The organism is Psychrobacillus lasiicapitis, assembly GCF_006861795.1.
GTDB lineage: Bacteria > Bacillota > Bacilli > Bacillales_A > Planococcaceae > Psychrobacillus > Psychrobacillus lasiicapitis.
Genome location: NZ_VDGH01000007.1, coordinates 210762 through 237750 on the forward strand (window position 1 = coordinate 210762; position 26989 = coordinate 237750).

The window sequence follows — 26989 nt, forward strand, 5'->3', positions numbered from 1 at the left end:
GCTAAAAAAGCAGTGCAGTTCTCAATTAGAGAAGACTGCACTGCCATTTTTATTTTTTACAACAATCCCTGTTCGGTTCATCTCCACTGGTACAAGCTGAAAGTTAGGGAAAATCCCATCTAGCTTAGAAATGAACTCCTGCTCTGAACCTTTTTGAACAAGTGAAAGAAGGGTAGGACCTGCTCCGCTTATACAAGTACCAAATGCTCCTGCATTTTTGGCTGCTACCTTAATCTCTCTACTCTCTGGGATCAGATCAAGACGATATGGTTCGTGAAACAAATCCTGCTCCATGTATACGCCAGCCTGCTCAAATGATTGAGAGAGAAAAGCAGCAGTAAGTAAACTAGCAGTTGCGCTTGCTTGTGCGGAGACCTGACGTGTGTAACTATCTGGTAGTACATTTCTAGCCGCTTCTGTTTTTAGCTCGAAGTTAGGAATAAATAAAACAAAAGAAGCATCAATATGATATGCATGAAACACATGGATTTCTCCGTTATCTGCACTTGATGAAATAGTAAAGCCACCAAATATAGAAGCTGCTGCGTTATCGGGATGACCTTCCATTAAGGTTGCCACTTTTAACTTGTCTTGTGCAGTTAGCTCAAGTTCAAGTACTTGATTGGCAAGTTCAACTCCCGCAACAATGGCAGATGCACTGCTCCCCATCCCACGAGCGAGTGGGATTTCACTTTTCACTGATAGATGGCAAGGGAGAAGGCTTTGACCATATAATTCCGCTGTTTTCTCGGCAGCTTGAATTATTAAATGGTCTTTTGGGTTGGGAACGTCCGGTAAGTTCTCGGATAAGTTATCAATCTTCCACGCAGAAGCTAGTTCAACCTCTAACTCCAAGTATTTATCCAAAGCAATCCCAATCGAATCAAAACCAGGTCCTAAGTTCGCTGTACTTGCGGGAATGGAAATAGACCATCTTTTACTCATAGCACACCCTCAATATATGCGCGAATTTCGTCTTCGTCATTTTTTAATGATACTAAGTCAACTGTTGAAACTTCCATCGCAGTATCTGGATCCTTCAAACCGTTTCCTGTAAAAACAGTTACAACTTTGCTTCCTGCAGAGATTTTACCGCTTTTCACTGATTTAATAACTCCTGCTAAGGAAGCGGCGGAACCTGGCTCAACAAATATCCCTTCACGACTAGCAATCATTTGATAAGCTTGTAGAATTTCATCATCCGTAACAGCATCGATTAACCCACCAGACTCATCACGAGCAGCTTCAGCTAGTGCCCAGCTTGCTGGATTTCCAATACGAATAGCAGTAGCGACTGTTTCGGGATTAGCGATTGGTTTACCTTGTACAATTGCTGCAGAGCCTTCTGCTTCAAAACCAAACATTTTTGGTAAGCCAGACTGTTTTACTTCATCATACTCTTTGAAACCTTTCCAATAGGCACTGATGTTTCCAGCGTTTCCAACTGGTATACATAAATAATCAGGAGAAGAACCGAGAGCATCTACAATTTCAAAAGCAGCTGTTTTTTGTCCTTCCAAACGATATGGATTTACAGAGTTAACAAGCGCAACCGGTGATGTTTCACTAACTTTACGAACGATTTGTAACGCATCATCGAAGTTGCCGTCGATTTCAATAATCTTGGAACCATACATACATGCCTGTGCCAACTTGCCAAGTGCCACTTTTCCTTTTGGAATGACAACAATCGATTTTATGCCTGCGCGAGCAGCGTAGGCAGCAGCGGCAGCAGAAGTGTTTCCAGTAGATGCACAAATAACACATTGGCTTCCTTCTTCTATAGCTTTTGCTACAGCAAATACCATCCCTCTATCCTTAAATGAACCGGTAGGGTTCGCGCCTTCTACTTTTCCATAAAGCTCGATTCCAAGTTCTTTCGATAAGTTTTCTAATTTAATAAGAGGCGTATTTCCCTCGTGTAATGATAGTTTAGGTGTTTTGTCTGTTACAGGTAAAAATTCTTTATATTGTTCGATTAGTCCTTGCCATGCCATGATGTAATCCGCCTCTCTGTTCTTCTTGAATAAACATATGTATTTCTATAATGGACATTTTACCGTAATAAAGCGAAAAAAACAAGTAGATTTTTCTGAAGAGTTAATAACTCTACGGAAAAAATGCCTCCGCGGATGTACAAATTTTGTAAGAAGTCGAGGAATCCAGTCCGAGTTCGCGACGTCCTGCAAGCCTCGAGCTCAATTTAAAGTTTAGAATCAATTACGCTCGAGGTGTAATTGATTTTACTATTGTAAGTTCCTTAATCTATGGGTATACTAATCATGTAAACATTAAACATTACATGTGTAAAGACAGGGGTAAACTATGACTACTAAAAATGTTCAAAAACCACTATCTAAAAATAAATTACTAGGCATTGCAGGTCTTGCTTGGATGTTCGACGCGATGGATGTGGGTATATTATCTTTTGTTATAGCAGCACTCGCGGTTGAATGGAATCTGACACCGGGAGAAATGGGTTGGATAGGAAGTATTAACTCGATTGGAATGGCAGTAGGAGCTCTTGTGTTTGGAGTTTTTGCAGATAAAGTAGGACGGAAAAAGATATTCATGCTAACGCTGTTAATGTTTTCGATTGCAAGTGGGTTATCTGCGCTAGCTACTGGTCTAGTTGTATTTTTAATCTTTCGTTTCTTTGTTGGTATGGGTCTTGGCGGTGAGCTACCAGTTGCCTCTACACTTGTATCTGAAAGTGTGGAAGCAAAAGAAAGAGGACGTGTTGTCGTACTATTGGAAAGCTTCTGGGCTGCTGGTTGGATTGTGTCTGCACTCATTGCTTACTTTATCATTCCTGATTACGGCTGGAGAATTGCTTTATTAATAACAGCATTACCTGCATTTTATGCTATTTATTTGCGTATCAAATTACCAGATTCACCGCAATATACAGCGAAGAAAACAGAATCCAGATCCATCATGCAAAATATGCAAGAAGTTTGGTCGAGGAAGTATGCAAAGCGAACGCTTATGCTTTGGATTGTTTGGTTTATGGTTGTATTTTCATACTACGGGATGTTCTTATGGCTTCCGAGTGTAATGGTGATGAAAGGATTTACACTTATTAAAAGCTTTGAATATGTGTTAATCATGACTTTAGCACAATTGCCAGGATACTTTTCAGCGGCATGGTTAATTGAGAAAGCTGGACGAAAGTTTGTATTAGTTACCTACTTGCTTGGGACAGCTGCCAGTGCTTTTGTTTTTGGGGCTGCAGAAACGACTGCGCTATTAATCATATCTGGTATGTTCCTCTCTTTCTTTAACCTAGGTGCTTGGGGAGCTTTATATGCCTATTCTCCAGAGCAATACCCAACCGTTATTCGGGCAACTGGTTCAGGTATGGCGGCTTCTGTAGGACGTATCGGTGGTATTCTCGGACCACTATTGGTTGGCTCTCTTGTGGCAGCTGGGTATGAGATAGGGTATATTTTCGGTATTTTCTGTGGTGCCATCGTGATTGGCGTATTATCCGTTTTATTTCTTGGTACAGAGACGAAACAAACAGAACTTGAATAGCGGTAAAACCTGTTTCCTAAAGTAGGGGACGGGTTTTATTTTGTTTACGTTAGTAAAACATAGTAAAATGAAAGATAGAAGTAAAATGGAAAGCTGTAGGTGCTAATTAACATGAAATATAAACAACTATCAGATAGCCAAGTAATCGATTTAATAGAACAAGAAGCAGATATTATACTTCCATTAACAAATGGAGAACCATATAAATTACTCGACATACTAGAAGCAAATGTGGATAGCTTAAAGAACGTGAAAATACATCAGCTATTAGCACTGCAACAAAGAGCCTATATGGAAGGAGCATATCCAGGTAAACTTAAGCATGTATCTTATTTTTTGAGTGGTGCTACACGAAAAATGTTCTACCAAGGGCTGGTAGATCTTGTTCCGAATCATTTTCATGAGATGCCCAGAATATTAAGACAGTCAACAAACCTATCAATGATTATGGCAGTTGCCTCTCCAATGGACGAGTTCGGCTATTTCTCTTTAGGTACACAAGCTGACATCGTAAGTGAATTTATTGGTACTGTTCCGTTTATACTAGAGGTGAATGAGCATATGCCTCGTACATTTGGAGAAAACCAAATTCACATTAGTCAAATTGCTGGTTTTGTAGAAAATGATCGTCCTTTGTTCGAAGTAACTGCGCCTCCTATTGGAGAAAAAGATATGCAAATTGCCACATATGTAGCGGAGAGAATTCACAATGGGGACACATTACAAATCGGGATAGGCTCGATTCCAAATGCAGTAGTGAGTTTATTGAAAGACCATCGACATTTAGGTATCCATACGGAAATGTTCGTAGATGGAATTGTTGACTTAGTGGAAGCAGGTGCAGTGGACGGTACACAAAAATTTACGAATAAAGGAAAAATCATTGCAACGTTTGCACACGGTTCCAATAAAATTTATAACTTTTTACACAATAATCCAGCTGTGCAATTTTTACCGGTAAGTATCGTCAATGATCCGCGTGAAATTGCCAAAGAAGAGCGTATCGTATCTATTAATGCGACCACAGAGGTCGATCTATTCGGTCAATGTGCATCTGAAACCGTTGCAGGTAAATATTATTCCTCTACTGGAGGACAAGCAGATTTTGCACGTGGCGTTCGATTTGCTAAAGAAGGAAAAGGATTTGTGTGTATGACATCTACTGCTAAAAACGATGAAATTTCACGTATCAAACTGAGCTTAGCACCGGGTTCTGTTGTAACAACTTCTAAAAATGATGTGGACGCAATCGTAACGGAGTATGGTATTGCTAAAATGTACGGTAAGCCTATTTCGGAACGAGCAAAACAGCTTATTTCGATTGCACATCCGAAATTTAGAGAAGAATTAACTTTTGAGGCAAAGAAAATGGGGTTTATCTAAATTGAACATAGTGGAAAGAGAATTCTTTTATCAGCCGACTTTAGACTTAGCGAAAGACTTATTAGGTAAATACATTGTACACGAACATAGTAGTGGACTTCTCATCGGTAAAATCGTGGAAACAGAAGCGTATATGGGACCGGAAGATAGAGCTGCTCATAGTTTCGGTAATAGAAGAACAAAACGAACAGAAGTAATGTTCGGTGAGCCAGGGCTGATCTATACGTATCAAATGCACACACATACGCTGATCAATGTTGTTGCAGCACCTGTTGATACTCCTAATGCCATTTTAATACGTGCGGTGGAACCAATCGAAGGAATGGAACTAATGAAGGAATTTCGTAAAAACCAACCAATGAAGCAATGGACGAATGGACCAGGTAAATTAACAAAAGCCTTAGGAATTACCATGGAATCCTATGGCAAGCATTGGACGGAAAAACCATTGTATCTGACAGAAGGGGAAAAAGTAACCGCCATTTCTGCAGGCCCAAGAATAGGGATTGAAAATAGCGGGGAAGCGGTGCATTATCCTTATAGATTTTGGGAAACTGGCAATCCATTTGTATCAAAAACAAGATAAGTTCTTCATAATAAAAGATCGACCCATTAAATTACCTGGGTCGATCTTTTTAAATTAGTTTACCCATATAGTATTCATCAACAAAATGTCCATTAATAATAAGAGCATTTTTACGGTCACCTTCATTTTCAAAGCCGAGCTTTCTATATAGCTTTTGAGCATTCAAGTTTTCTTTTATAACGCTAAGCTCAAGCTTAGAAATTCCAGCTTCTTTTGCCCATTTTTCCCCGTGAAGCATGAGGGAAGAGGCGATTCCTTTTTTGGAGAACTCTTGGGTTACACCAATTACAACAGATGCTCTATGTAGGGCACGTGGAGCGGGACCTCCCGTGAATTGAACATAACCTGCATATTGCCCATTCATAATGGCTAGTAAAAGAATAGAATTGGATTCGTTTTTCCAAGAAGTGAAATTTTTTCGAATACGTTGTACGGTCATTTGAATATCCGATTTCCCATACAACATAAAGTCAGTCTCTGAAAAAATGGTTTCTTGTAATTTGATAAAAGGACGAGCGTCTTCTAGCTCCGCCTCTCGAATAATTAGAATATCTTTTTGTTTGTTTTCATCGGCAATACGTTCATCTGTTTCATGCACAACACTATGGAAATGAACGGACTTTCCTAACTCAACATCTCGGATGGAGTAACCAGAATCCATCCATGCAAAATAATGTAAAGCAGGTGGCTTCGTTTTTTTCCACCAGCTACTACTTAAATAAGCAGCATTGGGTAAAGCTTGTCCGATAATCGCTTCTATTTCGTTAAATGTCAAAGTAATTTCTTTACTTGTCAATTGTTTGAAAAAGGTGGCAAGCGGAATATATTTATTTTCAAAGTGTTTGGTCATAGTAACAACTTCACTCATTTCTACTTTGATAAAGAATTATAGGCTAATTATAGCACTACCCTCCAATTATGCACACTACTTAAAGCATATTCAAACGTCAAAAAATACCTGTGGATTAGTGGACGCGAAAAAAGTGATACTTCAGCTAGAAGTACCACTTTTCAATATTTATCCCGCATTAACGGGCAGTAAGACTCCCACTTCAAGTTTTAAGAATAGCGAAAAGATAAGTGGGAGATCGACTGCTGGCATGCGCCCGATGAAATGATCCTAGACTAAGTACGCAACGTCGTGTTGCTCCTGCGCAAAGCTCGTCGCAAAATAAAAGAGCTTTTGCAACGTCTGTGTGACCCACATCGTGTGGGTCACAACTAACAATCAGTGGGGGATGAAGACCCCCCCTGATTGAAGTTTCACTTTATCAATTATGCATTTGCTAGCTCTAGTTGCATAGCTGGACCGAAGAATTCATAGTGAATTTGTTCATTTGAATATCCTAGTTCCAGTAAGTAATTAATCATGGCTTCCATAAATCCAACTGGTCCACAAACATAGACATCTCCATTTTGGATTGCGTTCGCTGCAAGAACATCTTTTGTGATAAATCCATCTTCTGTATCAGAGTAAAGTGAAACGTATTTCGCATCTTCCATCGATTCCAATAAAAACTTAATGTCTTTATCAAAAGGATGTAAACTTTCATTGCGAGCGCTGTAGATGAAAGAAACTTTTCGAGAAGGTTGGTTTTTCGCAATTGTTTCGAACATACTCATCATAGGAGTGATTCCAACTCCGCCACTTATAAATGTAACAGGTGTTGACTTCTCTGGATCTAAAATGAACTCCCCAGCTGGTGCAGTAAGCTCTACTGTATCTCCGACGTTCACATTATTGTGCAGGTGAACGGAAACTTTACCTTCAGGATCATGCTCATCTTCTTTTTTCACCGAAATACGGAATGTTTCTGGATCAGAAGCTTTTGATAGACTATATTGTCTGTTTAATAAGTACTTCTCACCTGGAATACTTACTCGAATAGTAATAAATTGGCCTGGTGTATAAGCTGGTACTTCTTTTCCATCAGCTGGTTTTAAGTAGAATGAAGTAATATTTTCACTTTCTTTTTCTTTATGAACTACTGTGAAGTCTTTAAAGAATCTCCATCCACCTTGTTTTGACTCGGCAGCCACATACATTTCTTCTTCAATGCCTATGAATGCATCCGCGATTACGCCATATGCTTCACCCCACGCATTGATAATATCGTCAGTTGCAGCGTCTCCAAGTACTTCTTTAATAGCCCCAAGTAAATGTTCTCCAACGATTGGGTAGTGTTCTGGTTTAATGCCAAGGCTTACGTGTTTTTGTCCGATTTGTTTTACAGCAGGGATAATTGCAGCTAGATTGTCGATGTGTACAGCCGCTGCATAAACAGTATTTGCTAGAGCAGTTTGCTGACGACCTTTTGCTTGGTTTGCATGATTAAATATATTTAATAGTTCTGGGTGTGCTTCGAACATATTTTTATAAAAAGCGGTAGTAATAGCTACTCCGTGTACTTCTAATACTGGAGCTGTAGATTTAACGATATCGATTGTTTGTTGAGATAACATATCATGACACGTCCTTTTTTTGTTTTGTTATTTACACTTATTACAATACTCCTGCCTTTTCTTTAAAGCAATATTTAAAATACATCTTTAAGATAGCTTTAATAAATCGGACACATTTCTTTCACGAGTTTGTCAATATCGTTATAATAAGAAGGTAGAATGGCGGTGGCAATATGAGATTGACTATGTATACAGATTTCTCACTTCGAGTGTTAATATACTTGGGAGCAAAAGAAAAGAACGAACTATCCACAATTCAAGCTATTTCAGATGCATATGGTATTTCTAAAAACCATTTGATGAAAGTGACACATGAATTGGGGAAACTTGGCTATATTGAAACAATCCGTGGACGAGGCGGTGGAATTCGTTTGGCAATGGATCCAAAAGACATTAATATAGGACAAGTAGTTCGCCATACGGAAGACGACTTCCACCTAGTAGAATGCTTTGACTGTAAAACAAATACATGCGTTATTTCGCCTGTTTGTGGACTAAAAGGTGCTTTGAATCGTGCATTATTTGCGTATTTAAAAGTATTAGATGGATACACACTGGCAGACTTTTTGCAACAAAAGTATAAAATAGCGAATTTACTTTTCAATGAACAAATGGATATATGATAAAATAAGTTCGGATATTGTTTAACTTGATTAGGAGGATTTTATAATGGAAAAAGTATTAGTTTTTGGACATAAAAACCCGGATACAGACACAATTACTTCAGCGATTGTATACGCACATTTAAAGAATGAAATAGGAGTAGAAGCTGAGGCAGTCCGTTTAGGCGAAGTAAACAATGAAACAAAATTCGCTTTAGAAAAGTTCGGATATGAAGCGCCAAGATTGATCGAGAACGTTGCAACAGAAGCGAAAAAAGTAATTTTAGTAGACCACAATGAAAAACAACAAAGCGCAGATGGAATCGAGGAAGTACAAGTAACAGAAGTAATCGACCATCATCGTATTGCAAACTTCGAAACGGCTGAGCCTTTATACTATCGCGCCGAGCCAGTAGGATGTACAGCAACCATTTTAAACAAAATTTACAAAGAAAAAGGCGTAGAAATCCCAGCAAGTATTGCAGGACTTATGCTTTCTGCAATCGTTTCCGATTCATTATTATTTAAATCGCCAACATGCACAGAGGAAGACATCATGGCAGCACGTGAGCTAGAAAAAATTGCTGGTGTAAATGCGGAAGAGTATGGGATGGCTATGCTTAAAGCTGGAGCAGATTTAAGCGATAAGAGCTTAGAAGACTTACTTTCACTAGACGCTAAAGAATTCAGCATGGGTGATAACAAAGTAGTCATTGCTCAAGTGAATGCAGTAGATGTAAATGACGTAATGGGTCGACAAGAACAACTAGAGGAACTAATCCATCGTGCAATCGAAGAACAAGAATTAGATCTATTCTTCTTCGTCGTTACAGATATCTTAAACAATGACTCAGTAGTTTTAGCGCTTGGGAAATTAGCATTAAAAGCAGAAGCTGCTTTTGGAGTGAAATTCGCCAACAATACAGCTTTACTTAAAGGTGTTGTTTCTCGTAAAAAACAAGTAGTACCAGCGTTAACTGAAGCATTAGCAAACTAATTAAAAAGACTTCCTGACTTTTACTAGTCGGAAGTCTTTTTATTTTAGGAAACTATAATATTGAGGATATGTTACTGTTTAGGGATAATGCGTCATAAAGAGATACTAAGATGTCTGCCATGATTTCCGCTCCAGGCGGACGCTTTCCGTGGGGCGATCGGTGAGCCTCCTCCTCCGCTAACGCTACGTGCGGGGTCTCACCTGCCTCGCTAATCCCACAGGAGTCGCCGCCTTGCGCTTCAATCAATCGAACTTGCTAATAATTGCTAAAGTTTGTCTCATTCAATTATTCATAGGTTTTCCCTATAGAAAACAATATAGTACGAAATCTAGTACATCATTTCTTAGTAATTAGCAAACTCTACTGGATTGTAGCGAAAGGGTGGCGACTCCAGCGGGAAAAGCACGAGCTGAAAGCCCCGCAGGAGCGTGAGCGACGAGGAGATTGAAGCCGTGCCCGCGGAAAGCGTCTACCCTGTAGCGAAAATCCCAGCGGACACATAATAGCTCTGTCTTAAGACGCATTATCCCTTTATTGTGCCAAATCCCGATTACAAGCAAAGCACTGTATGTTTGCAGGCAATTATTTTGAAATCAAAGCAAACTCCCATTACAATGAACGAGAGGTGATGGAGATGAAAATTGAAGTATGGTCCGATTTCGTGTGTCCGTTTTGTTATATAGGAAAAAGAAGACTAGAAGAAGCGTTACAACAAGCAGGTTTTGAAAGCCAAGCAGAAGTTGAATTCAAAAGTTTTGAATTAGATCCTACTTCGCCAAAAACATCTGATAAATCGATGGTAGAAGTACTTGCGGAAAAATACGGACAAAGCGTAGAAGCTGCAAAACAAATGACAGCGGGCGTTGCCGAGCAAGCAAAAACAGTTGGATTGAATTATAATTTCGATGCCATGAAACCAGCCAATACACTAGATGCACACCGCTTAGTAAAATGGGCGTCTGAGCAAGGCAAAGCAAAAGAAGCAAATGAACTATTGTTACATGCTTATTTCATCGAAGCAAAAGAAATTGGCAAGCATGAAGTGCTGCTAGACTTAATCGAGTCATTAGGGCTATCTAGAGAAGAAGCGGAAAAAGTATTGAATTCGGATGCTTATTTGACAGAGGTTCGATTAGATATCGCTCGTGCTGGCCAAATTGGCGTTCGCGGCGTACCATTTTTTGTATTAAATGATAAGTATGCAATTTCTGGAGCACAGCCACTAGAATCGTTCATAGGTGCACTGAACAAAGTAGCGGAAGAAGAAGGCATTTCTCCTGCACATTAAAGTAAAAAGTTCTCTTCCTAACCAATATGGAAGAGAACTTTTTTATTTTGTTCTTTCGAAACTTAGAAATCTAGTTCCCTGGAATGTCAAAATACCAAGATCATCTTCTGCTAACATACCATATTCCTGTCCGCTTAGTTGAAGCTCCATTCGATCTCCACTTTCCACTTGAAAAGTTGTGTAATAGGAAGTAAAGGCGGAACTATCTCCTGAACCTCCCTGTGTATGAGAACGTTTGGTTACTACTTGAGCGGGTACTGAAAGCTTAGGAGAATTATTATTTTTATTCCACTGGGCACCTTTTTTCACAATGGAAAAAATAATAAAACCAGCTACTACAAGAAAAAATAATGCAAAAAATGGAGGTATTCCACCAAAGAAGCCGTAACTATCCATCTAAAAAACACTCCTCTTGAAAAACAGTTTTCTTTTATACGCTTCAGATTGAATAAAGTTTCACAAATGGATAGAGAATAGAAGAAACAGGAGGGAATTAAACATGACGCAGAAAATTTTACCTAGTGAATCGGAATCATACTGGCTTGCAAATAAGGAACTTCCGCTTTTTCCTAAACTAATTGAAGATATAGAAGTAGATGTAGCCATTGTTGGGGCAGGACTAACTGGAATTACGGCAGCCTATTTGCTTAGTCAAAGTGGTCGAAAAGTAGTCGTTATAGAAGGAAGTAATATTTTAAAAGGGACTACAGGCTTCACTACAGCTAAGGTGACTGTCCAGCATGGACCGATTTACCAACAGCTAATCAATACTTTTGATGAGCAAAAAGCTCGCTTATACTATGATGCAAATACGGAAGCGAAAAATTTTATAAAACAAACGATTGAACAATTGAATATCCATTGCGATTTCGAAACATTGCCAGCTTATCTATATGCGGATACAGAAGAAGGAATTGAAGAAGTTGAAAAAGAGATGGATGCATATAACACCCTAGGTATAGAGGGAGCAACGTTGACGAAGGACACAGGACTTCCTTATACAGTGAAGCAAGCTCTTAAGTTAGAAAACCAAGGCCAGTTCCATCCAGTAAAATATGCAAAAGCATTAATGGAAAAAGCAATAGAAAATGGTGTGCAGTTTTATGAAGAGACTCGTGCGAAAACAGTTAAATCAAACACAGTAGAACTGATGGAAGGTCAGGAAATCCGGGCAAACAAAATACTGGTGTGTAGTCATTTCCCCTTTAATGACGGAGATGGCTTATATTTTGCACGGATGCATTCAGAACGTTCGTATGCCCTGGCTTCTGTTGCACCGACTAACTATCCAAAAGGTATGTATATAAATGTAGAGAAGCCCACACGCTCTGTACGAACTGCAATGGGGAATGATGGGAAAAGGTATTTACTTATTGGCGGAGAAGGACATGTAACTGGTCGCTTTGAAGGCGATACGAATGCCAATTACGAAACCCTTGCAGCTTTTGGACGAGAACAATTTAAGGTAAGTCACTACGATTATCGCTGGTCTGCTCAGGATCTGGTCACTTTAGATCAACTACCCTATGTCGGTACAATGACAGCAGGAAAGACAGATGTATTGGTAGCGACAGGATATGCAAAATGGGGAATGACTAACAGTACGGTTGCCGCAAAGATTATGGCTGATCTTGTATTGGAAAAAGAGAACCGCTATATAGATCTCTATAATCCAGCGAGATCCAAAATGAAAAAAGAAGATATAAAAAGCTTCGCAAAAAATAATGCAGGTGTTGCAAAGGAGCTTGTGAAAGGAAAGACAGAGATACCTGATTTGAAACTTGAGGATATTCAATCTGGTAGTGGAGACATAATCATGCTGGATGGCAAAAAGGTAGGGGCTTATAAGGATGATCAAGGAAAAGTCTATCTAGTAAAACCCGCTTGTACCCATATGGGCTGTAATGTCTCCTTTAATAGTGCGGAAAGCTCATGGGATTGTCCATGTCATGGTTCACGTTTTAGTTATAATGGGGATGTTATAGAGGGACCAGCATTTGAACCATTAGAAAAGGTTGAGTATACGGATTGATAGGAGTTGTAATACAGCTCCTTGTAAAATAGTTGCATCACTAAGGAGTTACCCAAATCATTTATTGGGTAACTCCTTTACTATTGTTTTTATTCGATATATCGATTAAAATTATCGATATAGATTAAAGGAGAGGATCTACTTGAAAAAGCGAAGAGGTTTTATGCAAATAGCCATTTTGCATTTGCTAAAGGAAGGCTCAATGCATGGCTATCAAATAATGAAAGAATTAGAAAGTCGCTCTGGTGGACTTTATTCAGCAAGTGCAGGGACAGTATACCCGGCGCTTCAGGAATTGACGGAGAAAGAAATGATCGGTTTAGATCCTGATTCGGACAAAAAGACATATGAGATAAAAGAAAAAGGGAATGAAAAATTAGAGGAATTCGCCACTCGTAGAGAAGGAGAGTTTTGGGAAGAGTGGAAAGCACGCTGGGTTTGGCAAAATTCCGATGAAGCAACAATGCTAAAGTCAGCACTCGATTTATGGGAAGTGGAAATCCATAAAGCGGTTAAACAGTCACGTAAAAGCACTGAAAAAACGACTAAGTTAATAGAGTTTGTGAAAGAAATAACCGAACGTTTACAAAAAGAAAATAGATAGAGAGGGAAATGCCATGAGATCCCTAGGAAAATTATTTCCGTATATTAAGCCATATACACTATTTGCAATTTTAGCTCCGTTATTAATGTGTGTGGAAGTGGCAATGGACTTACTACAACCGACCATTATGCAGCATATTATCGATGTGGGAATTGCCAATAATGATAATGCATATGTGATTAAGCTTGGATTACTAATGCTGTTAACTGCTGTTATTGGCTTGATCGGTGGGGCTGGTTGTACAATTTATAGTACGAAGACTGCAGTTAATTTTGCAGCAGATATACGTCGTGATATTTTTAAAAAGACGGAGCAGTTTTCTAGTAAAAATACGGACACATTTGGAGCGGGAAAACTAATTACAATAGTAACGAATGATGTAACAGCGGTTCAGCAAGCTTTAATGATGACATTGCGGATTTTTGTACGCGGTCCACTATTGTTTATTGGCTCGGTAGCAATTGTTTGGTTTACTGCGCGTGAGTTGTTTCCAGTACTATTAGTAGCGATCCCGATTTTAATGGTTTGTATTTATTATTTTTCGGCTAAATCGGGACAGTTATTTGCAAAAGTCCAAAAAGCGATGGATCAGGTGAATACAAAACTACAAGAGACGTTTGCAGGTATACGGGTTATTAAAGCATTCAATCGTCAAGATTATGAGATTAAAACGTTCCGAAAGGTAAATGATCTGTTAACGAAACGAAATATGTCTGCTGAACAAGTCATTTTAACACTAATGCCGATTATGCTATTTGTGGTGAATTTAGGTGTCGTTGCAGGTATGTGGATGGGTGCAATCAAGGTAAATGAAGGGACACTTCAAGTTGGTGTTATTTTAGCCTTTATTAACTACTTGAATATTATTATGAACGGACTTATGACAAGTAGCCATGTATTAATGCAAATTGCTCGTTCCTTTACTTCTGCTAATAGAATCGGGCAAGTGCTTGATACGGAAATCGATATTCAGGAACCTGAAATTCCTACTTTGCTTCCACAAGCAAAAGGGGAAGTGGAGTTTAAAGAGGTTTATTTTAGCTATAGTAAGAACGGGGAATATGTCCTGAAAAACATCTCATTCCGAGCGAAAGCGGGTGAGACGATTGGAATTATTGGTTCTACCGGTAGTGGAAAATCAACGCTTATTAAACTGATTCCAAGGTTGTATGATCCGGATTCGGGTTCGATTTTGATCGACGGAGTGAATGTAAAGGAATATCCACTTGAACGTTTAAGAGGAATGATTGGTTTTGTGCCCCAAAAGGCGACCTTATTTTCCGGAACAATTGAAGAGAATTTACACTATGGAAAAGAGGAAGCAAGTCTTTCGGAAATGGAAGAAGCAGCTAAATCAGCAGCAGCAATAGAGTTTATCGATAAGCTTGAAGATAAATATGAATATGAGCTTATGCAAGGAGCAACGAATCTATCTGGTGGTCAAAAACAGCGTCTATCAATGGCTCGTGCCTTTATCCGTCAGCCGAAAGTTTTAATATTAGATGATTCCACTTCCGCCATCGATGCTTTGTCGGAAGCTTCCGTACAACAAGCTTTACATCAAAACCATGCGGATACCACTGTGTTTATTATTTCAGCCAAGATTTCTTCCATCATTAACGCAGATCAGATTCTCGTGATTGAAGATGGCATGCTGGAAGCGAGTGGTACACATACTGAGCTGCTAGAAAACAGCAGTGTTTATCGTGGTATTTACGAAACGCAAACAGGGAAGGAGGTCTATTCATATGAATAAATCTTCCACATCTAGCGCGATTGGCCGAGCACGTGGACCACGAGGATTCAGCGGACCAGTGGAAAAGGCAAAGGATAGAAAAGGTACGCTCAAACGAATATGGCAGTACATGGAGAAGCAAAAAGTAGCAATGGTTGCATCGGTTATTTTTGTCATCATTTCTACGCTTTTGAACTTACTCGTACCTTATATGATTGGTGTCATTATCGATCAATATATCATTCCAAAAGATATGAATGGCACCCTTCGATTTTTAGTGATACTGGCCATTGTGTATGTAGCTGCTTCTATTTTTACTTGGTTGCAAACGTTTTTGATGGTGCGAGTATCGCTGAAAACAATTCGAATTTTACGCCAGGATTTATTTAATAAGTTTCAGACATTGTCTTTACGCTTTTTTGATAAACGAACGCATGGCGATTTAATGAGTCGTGTGACCAATGATATTGAGAGTTTGAATAATGCACTGAGTCAAAGTGTGATTCAAATTATTTCCTCTATACTAATGGTGTCAGGTGTGACGATAGCGATGTTTTTACTGAATTGGATGCTTGCTATTGTATCTTTATTGGTCATTCCATTAATTATGTTTACAACGAAGAAAGTGATTAAATATAGCAGTAGTAATTTTATCAAAAGACAGCGTGATTTAGGGGAACTGAACGGCTTTATCGAGGAAGCTATTTCCGGAAATGAAGTCATTACGATTTTCGGACAGGAAGAAAAAACGTTCACAAAGTTTTCTATAGTGAATGAAAGACTAAGACATTCTGCAATGGCAGCTGATACGGTATCTGGCTTTTTAGGACCGATTAATAACTTCATCAATAACTTAGGGCTTGTGCTAATCATAGCGGTTGGTGCTGTTATGACGGTGCAAGATATGGCAACAGTCGGAATTATTGCCGCATTCGTTACGTATTCCCGCCAATTTTTCCGACCGATTAACCAACTATCCAGTCTATTCAACACATTCCAGTCGGCTATAGCTGGTGCAGAACGAGTATTTGAGATTATGGACGAAACACCGGATTTAACGGATAAAGAAAATGCCATTGAAGTCGACTCTTTCAGAGGAGATGTCACGTTCACCAATGTAAATTTTGCATATGAAAAGGGTAAACCAATCTTAAAAGACATTAGCTTTGAGGCAAAAGCAGGGGAGAAAATTGCATTAGTAGGTCCGACTGGTTCTGGAAAAACAACCATTATTAATTTATTAATGCGTTTTTATGACATCGATTCTGGAGAAATTAAAATCGATGAGCGATCAATTAAAGACTACCAGATCAGTAAACTCCGTGAAAAAATTGGAATCGTACTTCAAGATACATTCTTATTTTCCGGAACCATAATGGAAAATATCCGCTACGGTCGCCTAGAAGCAACAGACGAAGAAGTCATTGCCGCTGCCAAAATGGCTTCCGCACATAGGTTCATTAAGCATTTGCCAGAACGCTATGAAACGCTTATAACCTCAGGCGGGTCAAGCCTGAGTCAAGGGCAGCGCCAACTACTAGCGATTGCTCGAGCGATATTAGCCGATTCCGATATACTGATACTAGATGAAGCGACATCAAGCATTGATACGAGAACCGAAATAGAGATCCAGCAAGGGCTGAATCGATTGTCGGAAGGTAGAACAAGCTTCGTCATTGCACACCGATTAAAAACAATCGAAAATGCGGATCGGATATTAGTTATTAACCAAGGGGAACTGATCGAGTCTGGTACTCATGAAGAACTGTTAAAGCAACAAGGTTTTTACGCTGAATTGTATGAGAGTCAGTTTAATATTTGAATGAAAAAGTAGGCGGTACCCAAGGAAAGTGGAGTACTGCCTGCTTGTATTATGTAAGGACTATTTTAAGGGGGATCCTCAAATAGAAGTAATCTTTCTTGTTACGTAACCTTTTACTTTTTGATACGTATGTCTATTGGAAACAAAGGAGAGTGATCCTATTGAAAAATACAAAGTTAAGAATGGTATGGATATTAAACAATATCTTTTGTTACTTAATGTTTATCGGTTTTTCAATATTTGTGGTTATAAACAAAGAGGATTTGCTATTAATAAATAGATTGTCAATATGGGTAATAGCAATGCTTCTCCTTTTAATGCTCTCTATGTTTGGTACTTATCGAATTTATGGATGGATAAAAGAAGGGAAATTATAATGACCTCTATATATGTTCATTGAAATGATTAAGTTTAGATAGTGAATTAGGCAATAAAAAACAATCGTGCGGAGTAATCTCTGCACGATTGTTTTAGAAAGAAGAAGTTTTCGTTTCTGCTGGTACACGTTTTTGTAAATCTAAAATAATTGGATCAGCAGAGGACTCTAGTAAATCTGTTTGTTTTTGTTGTAGGTCTAATCGCATTTTTTCAGTTTCGATTAAAAAGTTATTATATTTCAGTTTTTCAAGTTCAATTTCATCTTTGACAATTTGAGCCTTAAACTTTTGTGTTTTTCGTAAATGAGTTGTCCAAATTGCGGTAAGTGGTATAGAAAAAATCATTACTATAGCCACTAAGCCAATCCCTAGTGCGAACAAATCCTCCATTTATATCCCTCCGTAGCTATTTTCTTAAGTATATACGAAAAAAGAAAGAAATAGTTTCACAAATATGGATTATTCTGAGTATTGATGAGTTTAGTTGGAATTTTAGCTCATTTAGTTGGAAAAAATGAAGTTTTAGTTGGAAAAAATCTGAGTTTAGTTGGAAAAATCGTCATTTTAGTTGGAAAACCATCCGAAAACGAAAAAAGCTCCCCCGAACAACTTCGGGGGAGTCAATAAATCATTTATTCAAATAAGCCCAAGCATACTGAGCATACAATTCCGCACCAGTTACAAGTGCATCTTCGTCGATATCGAAGTTTCCGTGGTGATGTGCCCACTCTGTATCTTTTTGAGGATTTCCACTACCAACAAGTGCAAAACTTCCTGAAGCTTTCGTTAAATAAGCGGAGAAGTCTTCCGCACCCATTGTTGGTTTTTCATCATACACCGAATCAGATCCAAATGCTTCAGTAGCCACTTTTTGAACAAGTTGTGCGCTTTCTTCCTCATTTACTACCGTATCTGTGCCGCGAATATATTCCACTTCTGCAGTAGCACCGTAAGTAGAGGCAATACTTTCCGCATATTGCGTAATACTTTTCTCTATATGATTGCGGGTTTCTGGATGGAATGTGCGAACTGTTCCTTCGATTTCGGCATTTTCAGCGATTACATTAAATCGTGTTCCGACGACCATTTTCCCGATAGTAAGAACAGCAGGACTTTGCGGGTCAATCGTTCTAGAGACAACTGTTTGGACATTCATCACAAATGAAGAAGCGACAATTGCTGCATCGATACAAGCTTCTGGCATCGCAGCATGTCCACCCTTTCCTTTGAATCTCACTTTAACGATATCCGCTGCAGCAAATGAAGGGCCTGGTGAGCAGGCTACTTTATTTGTTGGCATTTGAGACCAAATGTGAATACCAAATACATTGTCTACGCCGTCCATTGCACCTTGAGCAACGATTGCTTTTGCTCCAGCCGCTGCTTCTTCTGCTGGTTGGAATAAGAAACGAACATTTCCTGGAAGTTGTTCTTTTACATCATTCAAAGCTTTGGCTGCTATTAAAAGCATCGAAGTATGTGCGTCATGTCCACAAGCATGCATTTTTCCTTCCACTTTAGAAGCATAGGGTACATGTGTGTTCAGTTGTTGAACTGGAAGAGCATCCATATCCGCTCTAAGCGCCACTGTTTTCCCACCAGGAACTGCCTGGATTTCTGCGATTACACCAGTTGGCTCCGTTTTTCGGTAAGGAATGCCAAGCTCGTCTAAATACTCGCAAACGAAAGCAGTTGTTTTGAATTCTTCAAATGATAACTCAGGCTCACTATGTAGTTTACGACGCAGCACAGTCAATTCTTCACTATTATTTGTAATGGATTCTTTTATTTTTTGGTTAATCATTATTTATTTCCCTCCGTTAACTTTAAGGCTGTCTGAAATACAATATTTGCACCGCTCGCCAGATGACTTCCATCCGACCATTCTTCGGGACAATGACTAAGCCCATCTTTACTAGGAATGAAAATCATCCCACAAGCAGTAAAATCGGAAAATACCATTGCATCGTGACCAGCTCCACTGTTGATCGAGCAGTAAGGGATAACTAAATCATTACTCGTTTCCTTAAAGATAGATTGAATATGTTGATCCATCTCTTTCGGCGAAATATATAATAATTGTTCCGTTGAAGTAAGAATGTCGGTAGTCTGTTTAGAAGCAATCAGTTCTTCCACTTTTTCCACTGCATTTTGAACGTGCTGCTCTTTACCAGAACGTATATCTACGGAGAATACCACTTTATCAGGTATTACATTGGAACCATTTGGGAATACCTGGAGCTGTCCAGTAGTGATTACTGTCCCATTTCCTTCCTCTATCGCTAGCTTCGGAAAAGCGGCAATTATCTCAGCGGCTGCAACCAAAGCATCAGACCGACGATTCATCGGTGTGGTACCAGCATGTCCTGCTTTCCCTTGAATTGTTACTTCTAATTGCGTTAATCCAACAATTGCTTCCACAATGCCAATTGGAATATCTTTTTCTTCTAATATAGGTCCTTGTTCGATATGGAGCTCGAGAAATGCTTTTATTGTTTTGGGATCACGAAATTTTTCTTTTGAAGGATCCAGACCTATGCTAATCATTGCATCTTCAGCTAATACGCCGTCTTTATCCGCAAGTACTTTAAAGTCTTCATTTGTCAATAAACCCATCATACCTCTTGAGCCCATTAACCCACCGCCCCAGCGGGATCCTTCTTCTTCCACAAGTGCAATGATTTCGAGAGGATAAGCAGGCTGACAATTATTCTCTTGAAATAACGCAGCTACTTCTAGCCCAATTATCACACCTGCAGTACCGTCGAAAGCTCCTCCGTTCGGAACGGAGTCAAAATGAGAGCCAACAATAACAGAAGGGGCGTTTGGAATCGTTCCATCAAGCTTACCAAAAATATTTCCGAACCCATCCTCTGAAACGGTAAGTCCGTATTTGAGCATCTGCTCTTTAATATAATTTCGAGCATTCAAATCTTCTTTCGAATAAGTTAGTCTTGTTACGCCAGCGCCAGGCGTAGAGGTAAATTGACTTAATAGTTCAATATGCTGTTCAATTCTTTGTTGATTGGCTAACATTCTATCACTCCTATACTTATAAGAATCCTACGAAAATACCTGCAAGAATTACAGAAACAATGGTTACGCTTATAAATCCGCCTACAAGCATTGGTGCAAGCATATGATCGGTCAATGCTTTTCGTTCTTTTTCATCCTGTGTTAATGAGTTGATAACTTCATTTGTAATAATGTAATCTGCTGGGAAACCATATAATGCAGTTAAAGAGATTGCGAAAGCCATATTTTTACTTACTTTTAACACTTTTCCGATGATGAAGGAGAAGATGTACATTCCGATAACCCCTAATACGATTGTTCCGATCAAAGGATATAGAATATCGATAATCATAGATGGTGTAGCAGCTTTTAGCCCGTCAAATACGAATAGCATTAAAACCATTACACATAATCCAAATCCATTTGCTTTTTGTAATACATGACGCTCCAAAAAGCCGATGCTTTTCGCAATAATACCAAATAATAAACAAAGAACGTACGGACTAACTGTTACGATTGGTGCTAACAATGTAGAAGCAAGATAAGCAAGGAAACCGACGAAAGCAAGGCGGAAAAATTTAAAGTAATCGGTATTATATTGTTTAGGCATTTTCCGGAACATTTTCAGCTCTTCTTCCACTTCTTCAGAAGCAGTAGAAGCTTGTCCTGTTGTGGCTAATTCTCCTTTGCGAAACTTTTCAAGAAGTACTTTCCCTTCTTTCTTCAGCGCAATAGAGGTTAATGGATAACCAGCAAAGCCTTGCATAACGTATATAACAATGGCGAAAACGGATAAAGTAGTCAGCCCTGCATTTGCAGCACCTTCTGACATGATTAAGGCAGATACAATACCTCCAACTAAAGGTGGTATAGCGACGATGATTGTTTCAATACCAAATAAGAACGTTCCTATTCCAAATAGAGCGGCAATAATCCCTACAATCCCAGCGATGGAAATAATAATCGTCTTCCATTGTTCTTTCAATTGTTGAATAGATAGTAAAGTACCCATATTGGTGATGAGCAGGTAAATCATCATAGTTGCTACAACTGGTGGTACCCCGGCAATCGGGACGATATCTTGTGGGAAGAATGTCCAGTAGCCGATAAGGAAGAGCACTGCAGATATAAAAACAGAAGGAATCCAAGCCTTCGTCCGGGTTGAAACTAGATCTCCTATGAATAAAATCGCGATAACGATTACTAGTGCAAGCATTTGTGACATAATAATTATTCCTTTCTGACAATATAGAATTCTCAACATAATAACATGAATGGTTAGTATATAATATATTTCAGAAAAGTTAGACTTTTAGGATAGTAATGTAAGTGTTTTCTTTAGATAAACAGCACATTTCCAAATAAAAAAAGCAACTCTGGAAGTCCAAAGTTGCTTAAGAGTTATTTAAATTATTGAGCTGGGTTTAACTCAAGTTCTACAGAGATTTTAATATCTTCTCCAACAAGTACGCCACCGGTTTCAAGTGCTTGGTTCCATACTAAATCAAAGTCTTTACGATTAATTTTAGTTTCAGCAGAGAATGCTACAACTTCTTGACCCCATGGGTTTGTACCTTTACCGCCATATTCCACTTCAAAAGTGACTGGTTTTGTAACACCTTTAATTGTCATGTCACCAGTTACATCGTATTCGCCATCATCTGTTTTTTTGATATCTGTAGCTACGAATTTGATATTTGGGAATGATTCTGTATCAAAGAAATCAGCACCACGTAAGTGATTGTCTCGATCTTCGTTGTTTGTTGTAATAGATTTTACATCGATGTCGAAGCTGATTGTTGCACCAGTTAAATCCTCTGCATTTCCTTCCAAGTCAGCAGTAAAGTTAGTGAAAGAACCTTTTACTTTTGAAACCATCATGTGTTTTACAGAAAAGTCGATACTAGAGTGCGCTGCGTCAAGATTAAACTTTGTCATTTTAATTTCCTCCTCAGGATTTCTTGTTTTTTTCAGTATATAATAAATTAATTTTGAAATCAAGATGTTTTATTTCAAAACAAATTGATTCTTTAAACATTTTTCTTTACCCAATTCATCTATAAAATAAACCACAAGTTACTTTATGTAACTAACTTTAGATTAATACCGAGCTTACGTCAAGTAATTAAATTACTGTTATTTTACAAAAAAATTATCTAGGCGTATAATAGGTAGTAATAGAGGTGAATGAAATGAAAGAAACATTATTATGTCCACGCTTAGCAAAGGCAATGGAGTTGCTCGGAAAAAGATGGACTGCGTTAATTATTTTTCAATTAATTGATGGAGCGAAAAGATTTAATGAAATCGAGTCGTCTCTTCCTATAAGTGGTCGTTTGCTCTCAGAGCGTCTAAAAGAACTCGAAAAAGAGGGTCTAGTAGAAAGAACTGTCTTTTCGGAAGTTCCTGTACGTGTAGAATATAATTTAACGGACAAAGGGTATGCCCTAAAAGATGTGATTGATGGAATTGAATCTTGGTCTAAAGAATGGTTCTAACAATTTCGCTTGAAAAATTAAGAGCGAGAACGCATACTATGAAAGGATAAAGGTTAATGAAGAAAGGATTGGCTATTTTTGGCTAAACAGCAATGGTATCAAGATTTAAGTGCACGAATAGATCCGAAGAACATAAAAATAGATGAAGCATTAAATTTGCATACAATGACACGAATGGGCGGTGCCGCAGATATATTTGTGACACCTGACACGGAAGACGAAGCTGCGTTTACAGTTCAATATGCATATAAAAATAATATTCCATTATTACTTCTAGGAAACGGTTCTAACATGGTCGTACGAGATGGCGGGGTTCGCGGGATTGTACTTCGTTTGGAAAAATTGAACAAGATTACGATAAACGGCAACAGAGTGATCGCTGAAAGTGGGGCCGATATTATCGATGTTTCAAGAGCGGCTGCAAGTGAAACACTTACAGGATTAGAATTCGCATGTGGGATTCCCGGTTCAATTGGTGGTGCAATGGCGATGAATGCTGGTGCCTATGGTGGAGAGATTCAAGATGTAATTGTTCAAACGACTGTTTTAACACCAAGCGGCGAAAAGCTTATTCTTTCAAAAGACGAGCTCGAACTTGGCTATCGTAAAAGTATTATTACGAAAAAAGGATATTATGTATTATCCGCTGAGTTTGAATTAGCACCCGGTATACAGGAAGAGATCGATGCCAAAATTGCAGACTTGACGTTCCAAAGGGAATCTAAACAGCCACTCGAATATCCTTCAGCAGGTAGCGTGTTCAAGCGTCCACCTGGTTACTTTGCCGGTAAGCTTATCCAAGATAGTGGTTTGCAAGGAAAAGGATATGGTGGAGCAGAAGTTTCCACAAAGCATGCAGGCTTTATTGTTAATAAAAACAATGCAACTGCAACCGACTATATTAGCACGATCGAAATGGTAAAATCAGCAGTAAAGAAAAACTTTGACATAGAGCTTGAACTCGAAGTGAAAATCGTCGGAGAAAATGTGGACCTGTGAATATATATTCACAGGTTCTTTTTTTATGCCTTAAGGAAATTAGCAGGCTGCTTTAAAATACAATAAGGGAGAAAGTGCGTCTTGGTGAATTACTGCAGAGCATACACATTCACCGGAGTGAGCAATGAGCATTCTTCGCCATTTGATAGTAATTTGGACAATCCCTCCAAATAGGTGGACAATCTCTATCGAAAGTTGGACAATCGCCTCCGAAATCTGGACAATCGTTTCAAGTTTGGACAATCCCGCTCGAAAGTTGGACAATCACATCTGAAATCTGGATAATCGTTTCAAGTTTGGACAATCACTCCCCGAAGTTGGACAATCTTTCTCGAAAGTTGGACAATCACCTCTGAAACTTGGACAATCGTTTCAAGTTTGGACAATCTCTCCTCCACCCATCGCAATTATCTTTTCCCATATTGAGTCTACTATCCCTTATCATGTCACTTCCTTTATTAAAAATCAGACCACTATTAAAAGAAAAACAACATTCAAATATCTGTTTGAATTACCTTGCTATTCGAATAGTTTGAACATATAATGATGGTAATAATCAAATGGACATTTGAATGAGGTGGGAAAATGCAAACGAATGATATGTGTGAGGTAACGAAAGTAAATGAAAATGTAGTGATTTCTGTCAAACAGCAACTTCCTGATGTAACGAACGTCGCGAAGATTTTTAAAGCATTAGCAGATGAAACACGTTTGAAAATTGCATATGCACTAACAATAGAAGAAGAGCTTTGTGTATGTGATGTGAGTGAAATAATTGATTCCTCTACAGCTACGGCCTCACATCATTTACGATATTTACGAGATTTGTCATTGGCCAAATCAGAACGCAAAGGCAAGTTAGTTTATTATGCATTAGCGGATCATCATGTGAATCAGTTAGTTAAAATTGCGTACGAACACGCCATAGAAGAGAGTGAGAAGATTGGAGAAAGCAATTAAAAAAGAGTATCGCTTAGAAAATCTATCATGCGCCAACTGTGCGATGAAGTTTGAAAATAATATAAAAAGCCTGCCGAATGTGGAAGAAGCATTGGTGAATTTCGGCGCATCTAAAGTTGCTGTTATTGGTAATGTTACTGTAGAGGATATTGAAAAGGCCGGCGCTTTTGACGGGATTAAAGTGGCACCGATTAAACAGCGGAAACAAGACACAACGCCATTTTTAAAACGAAAAGAAAATGTTGTAACGGCTATTTCCTTTGTTTTTCTAGTAATTGGGATTATCGCGTCTTTTATGTATGAAGAAACACATCCATTTGCAATTGGTTTATTTGTCATCGCAATTATAGTTGGCGGATACGATATGTTCAAAAGTGGATTGTTTAATTTGTCTCGTTTTTATTTTGATATGAAAACGCTTATGACAATTGCGATTATTGGGGCAGCAATAATTGGTGAGTGGCGTGAAGGGGCTGTTGTTGTCTTTTTATTCGCAGTTAGTGAAGCATTAGAAGCATACTCGATGAATAAAGCACGTCAATCGATTAGTCAGTTAATCGATATAGCACCTCCTTCTGCAACCGTTCGTCGAGGTGTTCAGTTGGTAGAGGTTGATACGGAATTTATTGAAATAAATGATGTGTTAATCATAAAACCAGGACAAAAAATTGCCATGGATGGAATTGTGGTAAAGGGAGCTTCATCGGTCAATCAGGCGTCTATTACAGGTGAGGCTGTACCTGTTTATAAAGCGAATGGTGATGAAGTGTTTGCTGGTACGTTAAATGAAGAAGGTTCTTTGGAAGTAAAAGTAACCAAAAGAGTAGAAGATACGACGATTGCGAAAATTATTCATTTAGTAGAGGAAGCGCAAGCGGAAAAAGCACCTTCTCAGAAGTTTGTAGATCAGTTTGCAAAATATTATACACCTATCATTATAGCCATCGCTTTTTTTGTGGCCATCGTGCCACCGTTATTTGGTGGTGACTGGCAAACATGGATTTACCAAGGACTTGCGGTATTAGTAGTAGGGTGTCCATGTGCATTGGTTGTATCCACACCTGTAGCGATCGTAACGGCCATTGGAAATGCTGCCAAGCAAGGTGTGCTGATAAAAGGTGGGATTCACTTAGAAGAAATTGGTCGTATACGAGCGATTGCTTTTGATAAGACAGGTACATTAACGAGAGGATACCCTGAAGTAACAGTTGTAGAGACTGAAAATCCCCATGATTTCATACAAAAAGTGATGTCGATTGAAACATACTCCCAGCACCCACTTGCACAAGCAATTGTGAAATACGGCAAGACAGAACATATACATGCCTTGACTGTTGATCATTTTAAATCCATTACAGGCAGTGGTGCGGAAGGGATAATAGATGGAAATAAATGGTCAGTAGGTAGTGTTTCTTGGATTCTTTCGATCAGTGCCGTTTCAGCTGAAGTAATTGAACGTGTCAAACAATTGCAATCAGAAGGAAACACGGTAATGCTTGTAGCAGAGGATGGAGTATACAAAGGATTTATCGCAGTTGCCGACCCGGTTCGTACAACTAGCATGCAGGTGCTCCAAAATCTTAAGAGTGTAGGTATCAAACACACCGTGATGCTTACTGGCGATGATACAAGAACTGCAAACGCTATTGGGGCTAAACTTGGTATGACAGATGTTGAAGCAGGCCTGATGCCAGAACAAAAACTAACAGCTATTAAAGCGTTAAAAGAAAAATATGGAGCAGTTGCAATGGTTGGGGACGGAGTAAATGATGCACCTGCTCTCGCAGCGGCATCGGTTGGGATTGCGATGGGTGGAGCGGGAACAGATGCCGCACTCGAAACGGCAGACGTTGCACTGATGGCGGATGACTTAGAAAAACTTCCATATACGATTCGATTAAGTCGAAAAGCATTGCATATTATTAAAGAAAATATTATGTTTGCTTTAGGACTAAAGATAATTGCACTATTGCTCATCATTCCAGGGTGGTTAACTTTATGGATTGCCATTTTTGCAGATATGGGGGCAACCTTACTCGTAGTGCTGAATTCATTGCGACTTTTAAAAGTGCATAAATAGTACGTTCGGA

At 38.9% G+C, this 26989-nt stretch carries 27 protein-coding genes; 16 read left to right on the forward strand and 11 right to left on the reverse strand.

What is annotated here, in order from left to right; all coding sequences use genetic code 11:
* Positions 1-21: 21 nt before the first annotated feature.
* The gene (thrB, locus tag FG382_RS13395) at positions 22-945 is read right to left on the reverse strand and encodes a homoserine kinase (RefSeq protein WP_142539393.1); all 924 of its coding nucleotides are present in this window, start codon (positions 943-945) and stop codon (positions 22-24) included.
* Complete coding sequence (thrC, locus tag FG382_RS13400) at positions 942-1997, reverse strand: threonine synthase (protein WP_142539394.1); 1056 nt, start codon at positions 1995-1997, stop codon at positions 942-944. Before thrC ends, thrB begins: the two co-directional genes overlap by 4 nt.
* Positions 1998-2325: 328 nt before the next feature.
* Here thrC and FG382_RS13405 point away from each other — a divergent pair, with 328 nt between their 5' ends.
* The 3 genes from FG382_RS13405 (at position 2326) to FG382_RS13415 (ending at position 5506) form a co-directional block, all read left to right on the forward strand.
* The gene (locus FG382_RS13405; protein WP_142539395.1) at positions 2326-3537 is read left to right on the forward strand and encodes an MFS transporter; all 1212 of its coding nucleotides are present in this window, start codon (positions 2326-2328) and stop codon (positions 3535-3537) included.
* 111 nt (positions 3538-3648) lie between these two features.
* Complete coding sequence (locus tag FG382_RS13410) at positions 3649-4920, forward strand: acetyl-CoA hydrolase/transferase family protein (RefSeq protein ID WP_142539396.1); 1272 nt, start codon at positions 3649-3651, stop codon at positions 4918-4920.
* A 1-nt stretch (position 4921) separates the two neighbouring features.
* Complete coding sequence (locus tag FG382_RS13415) at positions 4922-5506, forward strand: DNA-3-methyladenine glycosylase (protein ID WP_142539397.1); 585 nt, start codon at positions 4922-4924, stop codon at positions 5504-5506.
* 49 nt (positions 5507-5555) lie between these two features.
* Here the strand turns inward: FG382_RS13415 and FG382_RS13420 are convergent, their stop codons facing one another.
* Both FG382_RS13420 and hmpA read right to left on the reverse strand, forming a co-directional pair.
* Positions 5556-6374 (reverse strand): GNAT family N-acetyltransferase, encoded by an 819-nt coding sequence (locus FG382_RS13420; protein WP_244950535.1) that lies wholly within the window; start codon positions 6372-6374, stop codon positions 5556-5558.
* Positions 6375-6781: 407 nt separating this feature from the next.
* Positions 6782-7969 carry an NO-inducible flavohemoprotein gene (hmpA, locus tag FG382_RS13425; RefSeq protein WP_142539399.1) on the reverse strand — a complete coding sequence of 396 codons (1188 nt, stop codon included), beginning with the start codon at positions 7967-7969 and terminating at the stop codon, positions 6782-6784.
* 173 nt (positions 7970-8142) lie between these two features.
* On the opposite strand from hmpA, the gene FG382_RS13430 reads away from it, so the two are divergent.
* The 3 genes from FG382_RS13430 (at position 8143) to FG382_RS13440 (ending at position 10857) form a co-directional block, all read left to right on the forward strand.
* The gene (locus FG382_RS13430) at positions 8143-8592 is read left to right on the forward strand and encodes an RrF2 family transcriptional regulator (RefSeq protein WP_142539400.1); all 450 of its coding nucleotides are present in this window, start codon (positions 8143-8145) and stop codon (positions 8590-8592) included.
* Between the two features lie 46 nt (positions 8593-8638).
* Positions 8639-9568 (forward strand): manganese-dependent inorganic pyrophosphatase, encoded by a 930-nt coding sequence (locus FG382_RS13435; protein WP_142539401.1) that lies wholly within the window; start codon positions 8639-8641, stop codon positions 9566-9568.
* A 635-nt stretch (positions 9569-10203) separates the two neighbouring features.
* Positions 10204-10857: a DsbA family oxidoreductase gene (locus FG382_RS13440; protein WP_142539402.1), complete on the forward strand. Its 654-nt coding sequence runs from the start codon at positions 10204-10206 to the stop codon at positions 10855-10857.
* A gap of 42 nt (positions 10858-10899) precedes the next feature.
* Here FG382_RS13440 and FG382_RS13445 read toward each other — a convergent pair whose 3' ends face one another.
* The gene (locus FG382_RS13445; protein WP_142539403.1) at positions 10900-11253 is read right to left on the reverse strand and encodes a DUF2500 domain-containing protein; all 354 of its coding nucleotides are present in this window, start codon (positions 11251-11253) and stop codon (positions 10900-10902) included.
* A gap of 103 nt (positions 11254-11356) precedes the next feature.
* Between FG382_RS13445 and FG382_RS13450 the strand changes: the two genes are divergently transcribed.
* From FG382_RS13450 to FG382_RS13470, 5 genes are all read left to right on the forward strand, one after another.
* On the forward strand, positions 11357-12889 hold the full coding sequence (locus FG382_RS13450) for an FAD-dependent oxidoreductase (protein WP_142539404.1): 1533 nt from the start codon (positions 11357-11359) through the stop codon (positions 12887-12889).
* A 142-nt stretch (positions 12890-13031) separates the two neighbouring features.
* Positions 13032-13493 (forward strand): PadR family transcriptional regulator, encoded by a 462-nt coding sequence (locus tag FG382_RS13455; RefSeq protein WP_142539405.1) that lies wholly within the window; start codon positions 13032-13034, stop codon positions 13491-13493.
* Positions 13494-13506: 13 nt separating this feature from the next.
* Positions 13507-15249, forward strand: a complete 1743-nt coding sequence (locus FG382_RS13460) for an ABC transporter ATP-binding protein (protein ID WP_142539406.1) — start codon at positions 13507-13509, stop codon at positions 15247-15249.
* Complete coding sequence (locus FG382_RS13465; RefSeq protein WP_142539407.1) at positions 15242-17050, forward strand: ABC transporter ATP-binding protein; 1809 nt, start codon at positions 15242-15244, stop codon at positions 17048-17050. Before FG382_RS13460 ends, FG382_RS13465 begins: the two co-directional genes overlap by 8 nt.
* A 161-nt stretch (positions 17051-17211) precedes the next feature.
* On the forward strand, positions 17212-17427 hold the full coding sequence (locus FG382_RS13470) for a hypothetical protein (RefSeq protein WP_373287629.1): 216 nt from the start codon (positions 17212-17214) through the stop codon (positions 17425-17427).
* A 93-nt stretch (positions 17428-17520) separates the two neighbouring features.
* Here FG382_RS13470 and FG382_RS13475 read toward each other — a convergent pair whose 3' ends face one another.
* The gene (locus tag FG382_RS13475; RefSeq protein ID WP_142539408.1) at positions 17521-17817 is read right to left on the reverse strand and encodes a hypothetical protein; all 297 of its coding nucleotides are present in this window, start codon (positions 17815-17817) and stop codon (positions 17521-17523) included.
* Between the two features lie 84 nt (positions 17818-17901).
* Here FG382_RS13475 and FG382_RS22985 point away from each other — a divergent pair, with 84 nt between their 5' ends.
* Positions 17902-18054 carry a hypothetical protein gene (locus FG382_RS22985; RefSeq protein WP_211356398.1) on the forward strand — a complete coding sequence of 51 codons (153 nt, stop codon included), beginning with the start codon at positions 17902-17904 and terminating at the stop codon, positions 18052-18054.
* A gap of 1 nt (position 18055) precedes the next feature.
* Here FG382_RS22985 and FG382_RS13480 read toward each other — a convergent pair whose 3' ends face one another.
* The 4 genes from FG382_RS13480 to FG382_RS13495 all read right to left on the reverse strand — a co-directional run bounded on the left by FG382_RS13480 (position 18056) and on the right by FG382_RS13495 (position 22380).
* Entirely contained in the window at positions 18056-19231 is a 1176-nt protein-coding gene (locus FG382_RS13480; RefSeq protein WP_142539409.1) for a M20 metallopeptidase family protein, read from the reverse strand.
* Complete coding sequence (locus FG382_RS13485) at positions 19231-20463, reverse strand: Zn-dependent hydrolase (RefSeq protein WP_142539410.1); 1233 nt, start codon at positions 20461-20463, stop codon at positions 19231-19233. The genes FG382_RS13480 and FG382_RS13485 overlap by 1 nt, the downstream gene beginning before the upstream one ends.
* Positions 20464-20479: 16 nt before the next feature.
* Positions 20480-21667, reverse strand: a complete 1188-nt coding sequence (locus FG382_RS13490) for a hypothetical protein (protein WP_142539411.1) — start codon at positions 21665-21667, stop codon at positions 20480-20482.
* 185 nt (positions 21668-21852) lie between these two features.
* The gene (locus tag FG382_RS13495; protein ID WP_142539412.1) at positions 21853-22380 is read right to left on the reverse strand and encodes a YceI family protein; all 528 of its coding nucleotides are present in this window, start codon (positions 22378-22380) and stop codon (positions 21853-21855) included.
* Between the two features lie 254 nt (positions 22381-22634).
* Here FG382_RS13495 and FG382_RS13500 point away from each other — a divergent pair, with 254 nt between their 5' ends.
* Together FG382_RS13500 and murB are read left to right on the forward strand one after the other, a co-directional pair.
* Entirely contained in the window at positions 22635-22940 is a 306-nt protein-coding gene (locus FG382_RS13500; RefSeq protein ID WP_142539413.1) for a winged helix-turn-helix transcriptional regulator, read from the forward strand.
* A gap of 78 nt (positions 22941-23018) precedes the next feature.
* The gene (gene murB, locus FG382_RS13505; protein ID WP_142539414.1) at positions 23019-23939 is read left to right on the forward strand and encodes a UDP-N-acetylmuramate dehydrogenase; all 921 of its coding nucleotides are present in this window, start codon (positions 23019-23021) and stop codon (positions 23937-23939) included.
* 39 nt (positions 23940-23978) lie between these two features.
* Here the strand turns inward: murB and FG382_RS22990 are convergent, their stop codons facing one another.
* Positions 23979-24203 (reverse strand): hypothetical protein, encoded by a 225-nt coding sequence (locus FG382_RS22990; RefSeq protein ID WP_211356399.1) that lies wholly within the window; start codon positions 24201-24203, stop codon positions 23979-23981.
* Positions 24204-24524: 321 nt separating this feature from the next.
* Between FG382_RS22990 and FG382_RS13510 the strand changes: the two genes are divergently transcribed.
* On the forward strand, positions 24525-24899 hold the full coding sequence (locus FG382_RS13510) for an ArsR/SmtB family transcription factor (protein ID WP_142539415.1): 375 nt from the start codon (positions 24525-24527) through the stop codon (positions 24897-24899).
* Complete coding sequence (locus FG382_RS13515) at positions 24883-26979, forward strand: heavy metal translocating P-type ATPase (protein WP_280525888.1); 2097 nt, start codon at positions 24883-24885, stop codon at positions 26977-26979. The genes FG382_RS13510 and FG382_RS13515 overlap by 17 nt, the downstream gene beginning before the upstream one ends.
* Positions 26980-26989 lie beyond the last annotated feature (10 nt).